This window comes from Halioglobus sp. Uisw_031, from assembly GCF_047729875.1.
GTDB lineage: Bacteria > Pseudomonadota > Gammaproteobacteria > Pseudomonadales > Halieaceae > Marimicrobium.
The window spans coordinates 2,822,950-2,835,492 of record NZ_CP159826.1; the positions used below are offsets into that span (position 1 = coordinate 2,822,950).

General features: G+C 44.4%; 14 protein-coding genes, 1 pseudogene and 1 riboswitch. All 15 genes and pseudogenes read right to left on the reverse strand.

The features are described 5' to 3' along the window. Window positions 1-13: 13 nt before the first annotated feature. Complete coding sequence (gene cobJ, locus ABXT62_RS12800; protein WP_415355667.1) at window positions 14-790, reverse strand: precorrin-3B C(17)-methyltransferase; 777 nt, start codon at window positions 788-790, stop codon at window positions 14-16. A gap of 34 nt (window positions 791-824) precedes the next feature. Then, window positions 825-1,601, reverse strand: coding sequence for a cobalt-precorrin 5A hydrolase (locus ABXT62_RS12805; RefSeq protein ID WP_415355668.1), 777 nt, complete (start codon window positions 1,599-1,601; stop codon window positions 825-827). Next, on the reverse strand, window positions 1,601-2,317 hold the full coding sequence (gene cobI, locus ABXT62_RS12810) for a precorrin-2 C(20)-methyltransferase (RefSeq protein ID WP_415355669.1): 717 nt from the start codon (window positions 2,315-2,317) through the stop codon (window positions 1,601-1,603). The genes ABXT62_RS12805 and cobI overlap by 1 nt, the downstream gene beginning before the upstream one ends. Next, window positions 2,317-3,585, reverse strand: coding sequence for a precorrin-6y C5,15-methyltransferase (decarboxylating) subunit CbiE (gene cbiE / locus ABXT62_RS12815; protein ID WP_415355670.1), 1,269 nt, complete (start codon window positions 3,583-3,585; stop codon window positions 2,317-2,319). Before cbiE ends, cobI begins: the two co-directional genes overlap by 1 nt. Then, window positions 3,585-4,226, reverse strand: coding sequence for a precorrin-8X methylmutase (locus ABXT62_RS12820; protein WP_415355671.1), 642 nt, complete (start codon window positions 4,224-4,226; stop codon window positions 3,585-3,587). The genes cbiE and ABXT62_RS12820 overlap by 1 nt, the downstream gene beginning before the upstream one ends. Window positions 4,227-4,241: 15 nt before the next feature. Further along, window positions 4,242-4,982, reverse strand: coding sequence for a precorrin-6A/cobalt-precorrin-6A reductase (locus tag ABXT62_RS12825; RefSeq protein WP_415355672.1), 741 nt, complete (start codon window positions 4,980-4,982; stop codon window positions 4,242-4,244). Continuing rightward, a complete protein-coding gene (locus ABXT62_RS12830; RefSeq protein ID WP_415355673.1) occupies window positions 4,982-6,094 on the reverse strand; it encodes a cobalt-precorrin-5B (C(1))-methyltransferase in 1,113 nt (370 codons plus the stop codon). Before ABXT62_RS12830 ends, ABXT62_RS12825 begins: the two co-directional genes overlap by 1 nt. Window positions 6,095-6,104: 10 nt before the next feature. Continuing rightward, window positions 6,105-6,767: a sulfite exporter TauE/SafE family protein gene (locus ABXT62_RS12835; protein ID WP_415355674.1), complete on the reverse strand. Its 663-nt coding sequence runs from the start codon at window positions 6,765-6,767 to the stop codon at window positions 6,105-6,107. A gap of 23 nt (window positions 6,768-6,790) precedes the next feature. Further along, window positions 6,791-8,113 (reverse strand): cobyrinate a,c-diamide synthase, encoded by a 1,323-nt coding sequence (locus ABXT62_RS12840; protein ID WP_415355675.1) that lies wholly within the window; start codon window positions 8,111-8,113, stop codon window positions 6,791-6,793. Next, window positions 8,113-8,706: a cob(I)yrinic acid a,c-diamide adenosyltransferase gene (gene cobO / locus ABXT62_RS12845; protein WP_415355676.1), complete on the reverse strand. Its 594-nt coding sequence runs from the start codon at window positions 8,704-8,706 to the stop codon at window positions 8,113-8,115. Before cobO ends, ABXT62_RS12840 begins: the two co-directional genes overlap by 1 nt. Before the next feature lie 19 nt (window positions 8,707-8,725). Beyond that, window positions 8,726-10,390 carry an AAA family ATPase gene (locus ABXT62_RS12850; protein WP_415355677.1) on the reverse strand — a complete coding sequence of 555 codons (1,665 nt, stop codon included), beginning with the start codon at window positions 10,388-10,390 and terminating at the stop codon, window positions 8,726-8,728. Next, window positions 10,383-11,102 carry a CbtA family protein gene (locus tag ABXT62_RS12855; RefSeq protein ID WP_415355678.1) on the reverse strand — a complete coding sequence of 240 codons (720 nt, stop codon included), beginning with the start codon at window positions 11,100-11,102 and terminating at the stop codon, window positions 10,383-10,385. The genes ABXT62_RS12850 and ABXT62_RS12855 overlap by 8 nt, the downstream gene beginning before the upstream one ends. Before the next feature lie 76 nt (window positions 11,103-11,178). Next, on the reverse strand, window positions 11,179-11,376 hold the full coding sequence (locus tag ABXT62_RS12860; RefSeq protein WP_415355679.1) for a CbtB domain-containing protein: 198 nt from the start codon (window positions 11,374-11,376) through the stop codon (window positions 11,179-11,181). 18 nt (window positions 11,377-11,394) lie between these two features. Continuing rightward, a riboswitch (cobalamin riboswitch) is annotated at window positions 11,395-11,592 on the reverse strand. 29 nt (window positions 11,593-11,621) lie between these two features. Further along, window positions 11,622-11,927 carry a hypothetical protein gene (locus ABXT62_RS12865; RefSeq protein WP_415355680.1) on the reverse strand — a complete coding sequence of 102 codons (306 nt, stop codon included), beginning with the start codon at window positions 11,925-11,927 and terminating at the stop codon, window positions 11,622-11,624. Between the two features lie 483 nt (window positions 11,928-12,410). After that, window positions 12,411-12,540 (reverse strand): annotated as a pseudogene (locus ABXT62_RS12870) (IS6 family transposase); the annotation flags it as partial. Window positions 12,541-12,543: the final 3 nt, after the last annotated feature.

Genomic DNA, 12,543 nt, shown 5'->3' on the forward strand with positions numbered 1-12,543 from the left:
GCTTGAGTCAATGTTAAAGTTTTTTACTATAGCCGCGAGGAGTATAAATCCACTCTTTAGCGCCGTTAACGATATGTCGTGATTCGCTATTACCCACGGATACTAGCGTAAACATATCGACATCATCAGAATGCAGCTTTGCCAATGTAGTGATCGTTATATTTTCATCATCACGGGTAAGCTGACGTCCGAGCAATACCGGTGTATCTTGGGGCCTGTATTGCAACAAAATATCTTGGGCAGTATTAATTTGCCAATCACGTTTTTTGGATCGAGGGTTGTAAAAAGAGACGACGAAATCTCCTGCACCGCAGGCATGCAGTCTCTTTTCAATAGTCTGCCATGGAGTCAATAAGTCAGATAAGGAAATAGTACAAAAGTCATGGCCTAGCATTGCACCAACTCGGCTAGCACCTGCTTGCATTGCCGAAATCCCAGGCACCACTTCAATATCCACATCCAGCCATTCGGGATGGCGCTCTTTGCCCTGTAACTGTTGGTCAAGTAGCTCAAATACCAAAGTGGCCATAGCATAAATACCAATGTCACCACTAGATACTAACGCTGTGGTTTTACCACTCGCGGCCAAATTTAAGGCTAATCTTGCACGGCCAATTTCTTCACCCAAGGGTAAATCATGATGAGTTTTACCATCACAAACACTACCTAACAAAGCTAAATACAAGCCATAAGCCACAAGATCACTACTAGCAAGTACTGCCGCCATTGCCTTGGGTGCAATAAGATCTTTATCACCAGGGCCGGTTCCTACAAGGTATAACTTAGTCATGATTTATATCTATCTTCTTTAATTTTTAGCAATTTTATACACTATTTTTTGGATAACTTCTGGCTATTGCGCAGGTAGCTTTAGTTGTTTTTTGCTTGACTAAAGCAAGCTCTGCATTGTTATTGGTTACATTCATGGCAGCAACTAACGCCGCTGACTCAGCCACGCCATAAACACCGACGGTGTTAAAAACGTATTCTGACTTAGTACTCAATAAATTCTCTACGACCAACAACGACTCAACGCTAAAGGTTTGAAACGGTTTATTCAAATTTTTAGCTAACTCAAGCAGCCCTACTTCATCGGCTTTTACATCAATACTATTAATACTATCAACCTGCTTGATATCTATTCCAGCTTGAGCCAAACAAGCATCCAATAACTGAGCGAGATCTTCCTGTGAACAGCCTCGCTCGCACCCCATACCAACGGCATAAATAGGCTTTAAGTAGCTATTGGCAGTGGTCATCACCAGTTGTGCTCCAATCAGTTTTGCTATCGATGCAGCCCAATCATTAGCACCACCTTCGTGGCCAGATAACAGCGGAATAACAAACTCACCGCTCTCATCTAATATTAATACCGGCGGATCCTCCGATTTACTGTTTATTACTGGAGCCAATGTTCTAACCGCTATGCCCGTTGCACAAATTAAAATTAGCCCATTGCCAGCACTAAACGCCCGCTGTACTTTTTCGGCAAAAGGTTTTGGTTTAAACCACAGCTCACTGCCTTCTAGTTGCGCCGCCAATTTTTTGGCAAGTGACAAACCGGCATCGGTTAAGGCAACTATTTTTATCGATCTATTCATCAACTTCTATCGCGCGCGGTTTTAACCACAACAAACAGCGAAAAGTATGGCCCTGCTTCACCTTCTAGCAGGCTTACATCCCGTTGAATATCCTCGCCTTCACGTCCTATATATGCTAGATAAGATGCTTCAGACATTCGATTACTTGCCGCTAGTGCATTTAAAATTCGTTGTCGCGACCGTCCTGCTTTCATTATCACAACGCTGTCATGACTGTTAAGCGTATGCGTTAAGCTCTCTTCACTGTGCCTGCCACTAACTACAGCAAACGATTCTTTTAACATTGTCAGTGGCAACTGCAAAGCTGAGGATGCTGCATGCACCGACGAAATACCCGGTACCACTTCGCACGCTACATCAACTTGTAAACGCTCCAGCAAATAGCCAAAGGAGCCAAAAAATAACGGATCCCCTTCACATAAAAAAACCACATTTTTATTATCCTTTAGTGCCTCTCTAATATCATTAGCCGCTTTATCATAAACTTTATTGGCAACACGGCGGTCATCACACATAGGCATAAACAATGCTATTTCTTCATATTCATCAGCGATAGACTCCAGTGCCAGCTGGGCTATTTCTTTAGCTTGTGACTCGCCTTTCTCATTGGCAATATAGCTAATGACATCAGCTTGCTGAATATATCTTAACGCCTTAAGGGTAATAAGTTCTGGATCTCCTGGGCCAACCCCGACACCTATAAATTTGGCAGTCATTACATTTCTCCTACTGCGCTTGATATTTTCTTAAAGCAAAAAATTTCTACCGGTAGTTTATCGATATAGGATATTTTTTTTTCAACCAAACTGCCGCGACTAACACCTAACATAACACTTTCTACCTGACATTTATTAAGGGTCTGAGCAAACGATTGTAATTGCTGTTTGGTACTATCGATAACCGCACTGGCCACTAAAATTCCACCTGCAGGCAACTGCTGCCAAACTTGTAATAGCAAGTTATTTAGCTCGCCATCGCTACCGCCAACAAACACTTTGTTGGGCGCTGGTAGCTCAGCTAAAGCCTCGGGCGCTCGCCCGTTAACAATATGTAAATTACTGACCACACCAAAACGATGCTGGTTAGTTGCCAAATATTGCAGGCGTTGCGGATGATACTCAACAGCGTGCACTGCTACTTGCTCATTCCAATAAGCTAACTCTACCGATACGCCGCCGCAGCCCGCACCAATATCCCAAATAACATCATCATTAGCCGGCTGTAAAAAAGACAATATAGTCAGCCGCACTTCACGCTTACTTATCATCCCCTTGCCCGGTTCTACACCGGTTTCAAAAACGGCGTCAGGAAAACCAGGAAACTCTGGCAGCACGCCGCCTTTACCCATGACTGAAATAATACTGACATGCAAGGGGTCAAACGACTGATGGTTTAAGGCTAACGCTTGCGCTGAATGTGATGATAATTTTTCGTCTGTATAACCCAAATTTTCACACACATGCAGTATCGATTGGTCAAACCCAGCCGCTATACATTCGCGGGCTAACACTTGAGGCTGACTAAACTTATCGGTTAACACCACTAGGGTTGTATTGGCTTTAATTTTCGACCGAAGCTTTTCTAGGGGACGACCATGTAAACTCAATACACTGATATCTTGTAATGACAAACCAAAGCGATGACAAGCAACTTGTATACTCGACACGGCCGGATAAAACGACAGATATTGACTGGCAAAGTTGTTGCTAAACCAACGACCTATACCAAAATATAACGGGTCTCCCGAGGCGATGACAGCAATGGCCGCTGCTTCAGCATTAATGATGGTTGCCTTTAACCGATCAAGCTTTGGCAGTACTACTTTGATAATATCAATACCATCTAACAAAGAAGCTACAGTGTCGAGCTGGCGCGATGAACCAATCACCATATCGCAGCCGCTAAGGACTGTTTGTGTCTGGGTAGATAATTCAGCGAATTCGCTAACACCAAGCCCGATAATATGTATATTTGGTCCGGCCACTAGTAATACTCACCATGATTGCAGCGCAGTAAGGCGTTACAACTTGCCGACGACACAGCGCTTCCGCCTTCTCGCCCTAACAAGGTGATACATTCCACACCAAGATTTTGATGAGCTTCCCAGAGCGCTTGTTTTGATTCTGCAGCGCCAACAAAACCTACCGGCATACCGATAATTAAAGACGGTTTATCAGTCCCTGCTTCTAGCATCTCTAATAACTTAAATAATGCTGTGGGTGCATTGCCAATAACAACGACGCTACCCGCTAATTTGTCTGCCCAACTATTAAGCGCAGCCATCGAGCGGGTTTCAAGGTTAGCTTCAGCATGTCTTGCAGTAGCGTCTGTATTAAGAAAGCATAGCGGCTGTTTACTGATCATTCGCTTAGTGATGCCCTGTTTGACCATTTCAACATCGCATAAAATATCACCATTATTCGCTAGGGCTCGCATACCGTTAACACAAGCCTGAGCGCTAAAACGCACCTGACTAGCTAAGCTAGGGATGCCAAGACTATGCACAATGCGCATTACCACTTGCTGTTGCTGTTTATCATAGTCGCTAAGATCAGTTAAGGTGCGGATCTGTCTAAAGCTTTCTCGCTCTATGGCTTGAGGATCTTTGTTAAATTGGTAGGGCATAATTAAGTAATGAGCTTAGGTAAATGTTGAGAGTACAAACTTTTCGCACTCTGCATGATTAGTAAAAGAAATTTCAGCGGCAGACGATATAGGCCGATTTAACATGTAGACATCAATCTCTAAATCTCGTGCCACGTTTAATTTTTGGACAGTAGAGCTACCACCACTATTTTTGCTCACTAATGCATCAATAGCGTGTTTTTTCATCAACGCCAACTCATCATCATAAGAAAATGGACCGATCGCTTTTACCCACAACATACTCCTTGGCAGTAAACGTTTGGGCTCTACAGCCGTGCGCAACACTTGTTTTTGCCCTTGGTTAACAGCCAACAGATCTATTTCATCTTGGTCTAACTGACCCGCTGTAATAAACACTGACTTTTTCTCTGTCAAAGCCTGGAACATTTCGCTTCGGCTATTAAATACCTGCCAACTTTCCTTATCGCCCTGAGTCCATTGCGGGCGATTGAAACGCCAATAAGGAATTTCACTTGTCATTGCAGCCGTTACCGCTTTATCACTCATGGTTGCGGCATAAGGATGAGTTGCGTCTAATATTGCCGTTACCTGCTGCTGTTTAACATAGTGACTTAATCCCCCAAACTGACTAAAGCCGCCGCTAACAATTTGGCAGCTAACATCAGGTACTCGCACTAGCCCGGCAACACTATAAATAATGGGGATAGATTGCTTATGTAATGTTTCAGCCAAGCGACGTCCGTCCGCTGTACCGCCAAGTATCAGTAATGTCACTAACCCAACCCAGCCATTATCTCTGGACTGGTTGAGCCAACGAATTGCCCTTTTCTATCAATGGCAATAACCTCAACCTCAACATCCCTGGGCACAATATTTTTCGCCACAACTAACGCTCTGTCGCATAGCGCTCCAGCTAAATCTATATTTTTTGCCTGACACAACTGCAAGGCTTGCACACTAGTATTTGCGCCTTGAATCTCTGTTAGCAATGACTCGTCGCCGCCCATCTCACTGGCAACACTGGCAAGATGCATAAAATCAATTTCTGACACCCGACTATTTAAATCCATATGGCCATTGGCCAGCTTACTAATTTTTCCAATGCCACCGCAGATCGTTAATTTTTTAACGGATACTTTTTTAAGATGTTTCAGAACGGCACCAGCAAAATCACCCATTTCTATTAGCGCCATATCATCGAGCTGGTAATAGCGCTTAATCGCATCTTCGCTGCTATTACCGGTAGTGGCAGCAATGTGCACTACGCCATTGGCATTAGCTACATCAATGCCCTGATAAATAGACGCTATCCACGCTGCACAAGAGAACGGCCGCACGATACCAGTGGTACCTAATATGGATAATCCGCCCAAAATACCAAGCCTTCCGTTCATTGTTTTAAGCGCAATACTTTCACCGTTTTCTACCCCAACGGCAACTAAAAACCCACCCGGATAATTATATTGCTTAGCCAAACTCAATAAATGTTCGGCCATCATTGCTCTAGGGACAGGGTTAATTGCCGGCTCACCTATTGCCAATAACAAACCTTCTTTGGTTACTGTTCCCACCCCTTGCGCGGCCGAAAAAACCACGCCTGGCTGAGGAGTTAATGTCAACTCAACAAACACAGTTGCTCCATGAGTTGCGTCTGGGTCATCACCCGCGTCTTTAATAGTTGAAGCCTTAATACCGCCATTAAAAGCGACATAACTAACAATATTTAGCTCAACTGTTTTCCCTTTAGGTAGCGTAATACTCACTACATCAACTTGATGCTTAGCCAATAACAACTGTGCGGCGCCAACACAACAAGCTGTCGCACACGCGCCTGTGGTAAGCCCTGTTTTAAGTTTTACGACTGCTTCGCTACTTTCTTTCCACACAGCTCACCTATTAGATAGCGTTTACTAGCCAGTAACTGCCGACCGCAACAGACAGGCTAGCAATAATATAACGTTGCCAATTAAATAGCCGTACATATCGTTGTTGCAGCTGCTGCTGTAAAAAACCTAAGCCCAAACCAAAAACTAACATCGACGACATAACGCCAAAGGAGAATACAGCTAAGTATGCAAGCGACTGCGATAAATTACCTTGCGACACCGCTGGTATTAACGCCAAAGCTGGCGCACTGCCAGCAAAACCGTGCAGCATGCCAACCATTACAGGGGTATGCGCTTGCTTAACGCTGCCGCCACCATTTGATTCGTTAAAATGATCGGCCATATGCAAATGACGATGAACCACCTCGCCGTGATGATGCTCGTCAAGGCGTATAGCCTGAGACTTGATGCGCCAAAAGAATAGCAATCCTAAGGCAATTAATAGGAGTCCAACTAAAACTTCTGCAAGGTGAATAAATTCTACCGGTAAATTCAACCCTAAACCAAATAGCATCACACCACTGAGCAATAAAATACCACCGTGGCCTAGCGCCCAGTTACTGCAAAATAATAAGGTGGTTTTTAAACTGGGCTTGGTGTTGCTTAATGCTGACACCGCCATCACATGATCAGCGTCTAATGCGTGCATTAAACCAAGGCTAAAGCCCAACATAATAATTGGCAACGCCTCTATTATCACGAGACAACCTTCAATGAGGGGCGAAATAATTGCGCCACCGCACTGGCGTTAGAAGGGAAAAACAAATGCAGATAGGATGCGGTTAACTGCCTCTCTCGATAAATTGCCTCACCCGGCGCGGGATGACGCTGACGCACACCGTGCGTTATCGGCTCAGGGGTTTGTTCGCTGCGGGATCGATGGTGAGCATGAGCGCGAACTTCACCCTCGGGCAGTAATGCTGCCTGCATGCCCTGGCAACCACTTCTGCCGCGCATCGCGCCGTGGCCTGCCAACAGGCCCGCCATCGGATACTGTTGGCCGTCAAGGTCAGTTAAGGTTTGTAGACAGTATAAAAATCCACCGCATTCGGCTAACACCGGCTTATCTTGGCTAAAAAACTGCTTAATCTGTTCAAGCATCTTAGTATTTTGAGCCAAACCTTGGGCGTGCAACTCTGGATAACCACCTGGCAACCATAACGCGTCAACTTCGGCTAAATGTTGGTCATGCAGAGGCGAAAAATACACCAGCTCTGCACCCATTGTTTCTAATAAACGTATATTCGCGGCATAAATAAAAGTAAATGCCTCATCTTTAGCGATGCCTATTTTGACTCCATTTAATAACGTTTGGATAACAGGAACTTCAGCAGAATGAAATTCTATGACTTTTACTTTATCGATAAAGTCACCAAAACCTGCCTGTTCTAGCCAATTGGCACCGGCCTCAAAACGGGTTTCTAACTCAGTCGCTACCTCATGAGCTTGGACTAAACCCAAGTGACGTTCTGGCAGTGCAACTTGTTCTGAGCGGGGCAAATTAGCAAGCAGTGGCAATGAATCTGGCAACTCGTCTGCTATTAGCTGACGATGACGATCCGTACCGCAGTTGTTTGCTATAAGGCCAGCAAACTCAACGTCATCTCGAAAGTTAGCCAAGCCAACGGCTATAGCTGCGGCTGTTTGTGCCATACCTTTAACGTCCATAACAATGGCTATAGGGATATTAAAACGAGCGGCAAGATCGGCACTGGAGGGCTCCCCATCAAAAATACCCATTGCACCTTCAACCAATATTAAGTCGGCAACTTTAGCGGCCTCATAAAATTTTTGCTGACAGTATTGTTCACCCGCCATCCACATATCTAGCTGTTCTACCGGCTGAGCAGATGCCTGCTGCAGTATTTGGGGGTCAAGATAATCTGGTCCAGTTTTAAAAACTCGCACCACTTTACCCTGTCGGGTAAGCAGTCTTGCCAATGCTGCAGTAACAGTGGTTTTACCCTGCCCCGAGGCCGGCGCAGCTATGAACAGAGCTGGGCAACTTACAACTGCCATTAGTATTCAATGCCTTTTTGCGCTTTAACGCCTTGTCTAAAGGCATGACGCTCATCTTGAACCACTGAAATAGTGTCGGCGATATTTTGCAACTCAAGCGCCATTGTCCTGCCAGTAATAATCACATTCTGATCTTTTGGACGTTTACTCAACGCCGCAACGACTGGCCCTACGTCAAGGTATTCGTATTTGAACATATAACTTAATTCATCAAATACCAGCATGTCGTAGCGGTCATCTTGCAGCAATGTTTCGGCCAAGGCCCAGGCCTTTTTTGCGGCCGATATATCTTGCTGCTTATCTTGAGTCTCCCACGTAAAACCATGCCCCATGACATGCCAATCAATTAAATCATGGTCTCTAAATAGCTTATATTCACCCGTTTCACTGCGCCCTTTTATAAATTGGATAACGGCGCATTTTTTGCCATGCCCGACGCTTCTAGCCATAGTACCAAATGCCGAACTACTCTTGCCTTTACCGTTACCTTTTAACAAAATTAACACGCCACGCTCTTCTGTAGCGTTGGCTATTTTTGCATCCATTACTGCTTTTTTACTGACCATACGGGCCTTATGTTTATCGTCACTCATAATTATGGCCTTAAGTTTATTAAGCTGGGAGCAGAAAATAATCAGCGCCTAATACACTGGCAATACGCTCACCTTTGCCGCGCTTAACTGGCGAATTTTCTATATCAAGTAGTGTTATCTGACCTAGCAAATTAATATCATCAAACGGCTGAGTACTTTTCCCATCGGTGATAATAATTGTGTTCAGTGCAAGTGAAGGGTTCTTTCTAAGCTCGTTTTGTTGAAACAACAAGGTATGTTGTAACACTTCGCGCAACGGTGTACCGCCACCGGCAGGGATGTTATCCAGTAGCTGACGCAAGGCCTTGGGTGCGCGCTTAGTAGGCAATAGGGTTTCGACGCGGGCGTTGCCAAAACCCAAAATTGTTAATTGTTCGCGTGACCAATAAGCTTTCTCTGCAATAGATAAAATGGTCGCCTTAGCTTTTGCGAACAGTTCATTGTGCAGCGTTGAGGCCGATGTATCTAACAGCACAATATTGAGTTTTAACTGACCGGTTTTTATCGGCCTAAACCTTAACTGTGCTAAAGGCCATTGTCCTGCACTTGCCAGTAAACTGGCAAACCAGTTGATGCGTTTTGATGGTGCTTTTGACGCCTCAATCCCGGCGCTGCCACCCCCTTTGCGGTTAACAAAAGTATCACCTAGCGCCGTAACTAGACGCGACGTATTTGAATGAATACGGCTAGGCAAAGTTAGACTGACCTTTTCAGCTGTGAGTTGTTGTTGTGGATCCATCGCCCCCCAATCACCGCCAACGGGTCTCTCATCAGCTTGCTTGCTGGGTTTAGAAAATGGCTTATTATTACTTGGCGGCGGCGTGTCTGGGTGATTACGGCGATGGTTTAACACCAACTCTTCTACAGCTAATACATCCTCTTCAATGACTTCGATTCGATCATTTAATACCGCATGAGCAGTCGCTGCCCGATACCAAACAATATCGGCGCGCAAACCATCGACATTTGCAGACTGACATTTATTAGCAATTAAAAGTCTTAGCGACTCATCGCAGATAACTTTTTTTAATCGATTTTTGGCTATTGATAACTTTTCAGCTAAAGCTTCTTGCTGGACTTTAGATGAAGCTAAAAACTTATCTGGAGCCATATCAAATTGTTGGCGTAAACGTACAATCTCAACTCTATCTTCAATGCTGTATTGATTATTGAGTTCAACTGACAAGCCAAACCGGTCTTGCAACTGTGGTCTCAACTCTCCTTCGTCTGGGTTCATCGTCCCCAGTAGTACAAAGCGAGCACTATGGCTTTCACTAACCCCATCGCGCTCTACAATGTTTACCCCACTAGCTGAAACATCTAATAATAGATCAACCAAGTTATCTGGGAGTAAGTTCACTTCATCGACGTACAAAACACCATTATTGGCTTTGGATAGTAAACCGGGTTGGAATTCTGTTTTTTTACTAGCCAGTACTTGTTCTAAATTTAAGGTGCCGAGCAGCATTTCCTCGGTAGCGCCTAATGGCAAAGTAATAAAGTTAACCTTGTCATTGTTAGTATCAACCATTACATCAGCTAAGCCCCTAGCCAAGGTAGATTTAGCACTGCCCCGAGGCCCACTCACTAAAACACCGCCAATTGCTGGATTAATTGCCGCCAAGCATAAAGCCAACTTAAAACTGGCCTGACCAGTCACCGCGGTGAACGGAAAATTATTCAAGCTGATCACCTGCTGAATCAACTTTAAACCGACTAACGGCCCACCCGGATACAAGCCCTAATGCTATCCAAAAAATTAAATTACCCACTCCCGTGACAATTAGAAAACGTTCATGAAGGGCAGTTAACGCGATAACTGCATCTGGCGCAGGATGACTAAATAGTGCCCCAACATGTTTTGGCGCACCGATAATATAGGGCAAAGCGATAGCAACAACGCCGGCAATTTTAATTTTAATGGAACCAAAAACCAGTGCCAACAAACCCGCTCCGACACCGACTACTGCCATTACCCACCATAATTGCCTGCTCTCTAATGCAGCCGCTTCACTACCGGGTATTTCTGGCGGCAAACCAATAGAGGGTGCAACATACATAGCGGCATAGCCCCCAAGCCCCCACAATATGCCTTTAGCTACCGATAGCGTGGTTAATCCCATGGCCTGTAATTGCGACATAACAGCGATAAGCACTGCAGCAAAACCAATACCTGCACTTATATTAGCTATAACAGTAAAAGCGGTGCGCTCACCTCCATCTTGTGGGGCCCAGGTTTCACTGGCATGATCATGGCCACCATGGTCGTGCTCCACTTCATAGCTTTCGGCTGCAAAGATGATTGGATCAATTATTAAAACTTGAGCGACGCTCAGTAACAGGCCGGCAATAAATCCAGCCAACAGCGCGTTATAAATGATTTGACGAAAAACCACAAGATACCCTTAACCAGAAACACCTAAAGCCTAAACCACTTGGGCTTAAGCCATTAATTTGTGTAAATCTAGTGGGCTAGTGACAAGGAAAAACCAAGGCATGACGAGTATCATGCGCTGCATTATGAGCAACATCCATTGGTAGAAAACCAACCGCAAATAGAACAATCGCTCCAAATGCTATTGCAGCCATATTCTGCAGAGCTACAGAGCTGCCTGCTTTAGTTCGAATATTCTGGCTAGCGATTACTTGAGTTGTCATATTTTTATCCATGTGCACCCACCGTGCATTGTAATTGTAAAATTGTTAGGCCGGTCTTCGGGCTCAAAGAGTGCAAATTGCTAAGTTTGCGCCTTCCCAAAGCTGACGCTTCAGTGGCCTTGCAAACAACTCTATTACCGATGCGGGGGCAGCGATGGAGTAACAAACAAGCTGTTTACCATACTTCCCGATTATCCCTTTCAAGGCACCTAAAACTCAATCACGATAATAACAACATTCAATCTAATTTGAAACGCTTAAACGACTTCAATCGGTTTGAGCTGGTACCAACTGGTATCAATATTACCGGTAGAGTCAGAAATCACCACTTGATAACCGAGTTTTCCAAGCTCTTGATTGAGGTTTCCTTGGTATAACGCTGCTCTAAATTTACTATAGGGTATATCCTCGGACTTACAGATTAATAGATATATCCCTCTAAGAGTAAACACTAAGGTGTTATTTATTAGATGAATACCATCATTATCGGTAACAATATCGGCTAATGCCCCATCTCCTTGAATTAAGCTGTTGATTAGAGCAGCAAACTTATCGACAAACATGTACAGCCCGATTGACAGTAAAAAGTAAAGATAATGATACGTTAACTTTTTTATCCATGCTTAATCAACTCTGCAAAGCCTCTATAAAATTAGCCGACAGAATTTGATCAACAAGAAAAACTGTTAATCCGCGCCAACACACTATTAAAAAAAATACTGACAGCGATATCGCTATTAGCTAAGTAACTGACTATTAAACACAACTACCTGGGGTACTAACGAGTTAACTTATTTTTCCTCGAAAAGTGGAGTTTTAGCATTCATTACACCCAATAAACAAACCTAAAGTGCGAGCTGGCGACTCGATTGCTAGCGCCAAAGGCCGAATTGTGTCGGCTCCGCCCGTGACCTCAAGTTAACTTGTCAGTACCTTGATGAAGACTTCATCAATGTAGAACGTGTCGCCGTAGCCTCGGTGTTTTCGTTTCAGTCTTCGAGTGTATATAGCGCCGAATTTTATACACCACAGTCGGATCGATTCATGGCTGACGGTTATGCCTCGTTCGGCAAGTAGATCTTCGATGTCTCTGTGGCTGAGATTGAAACGATAGTAGAGCCAGACGGCGTAAGAAATGATATCGGGTGGGAATCGGTGGCGTTTATAAGTATTCATCCG

Excerpts from the sequence above, each read along its gene's own strand:
- cobJ (WP_415355667.1), bottom strand. The coding sequence starts at position 790 with ATGACTAAGTTATACCTTGTAGGAACCGGCCCTGGTGATAAAGATCTT.
- ABXT62_RS12820 (WP_415355671.1), bottom strand. The coding sequence starts at position 4,226 with ATGCCCTACCAATTTAACAAAGATCCTCAAGCCATAGAGCGAGAAAGC.
- ABXT62_RS12805 (WP_415355668.1), bottom strand. The coding sequence starts at position 1,601 with ATGAATAGATCGATAAAAATAGTTGCCTTAACCGATGCCGGTTTGTCA.
- ABXT62_RS12840 (WP_415355675.1), bottom strand. The coding sequence starts at position 8,113 with ATGGCAGTTGTAAGTTGCCCAGCTCTGTTCATAGCTGCGCCGGCCTCG.
- cobI (WP_415355669.1), bottom strand. The coding sequence starts at position 2,317 with ATGACTGCCAAATTTATAGGTGTCGGGGTTGGCCCAGGAGATCCAGAA.
- cobO (WP_415355676.1), bottom strand. The coding sequence starts at position 8,706 with ATGAGTGACGATAAACATAAGGCCCGTATGGTCAGTAAAAAAGCAGTA.
- ABXT62_RS12860 (WP_415355679.1), bottom strand. The coding sequence starts at position 11,376 with ATGGATAAAAATATGACAACTCAAGTAATCGCTAGCCAGAATATTCGA.
- ABXT62_RS12865 (WP_415355680.1), bottom strand. The coding sequence starts at position 11,927 with ATGTTTGTCGATAAGTTTGCTGCTCTAATCAACAGCTTAATTCAAGGA.
- ABXT62_RS12835 (WP_415355674.1), bottom strand. The coding sequence starts at position 6,767 with ATGTTGGGCTTTAGCCTTGGTTTAATGCACGCATTAGACGCTGATCAT.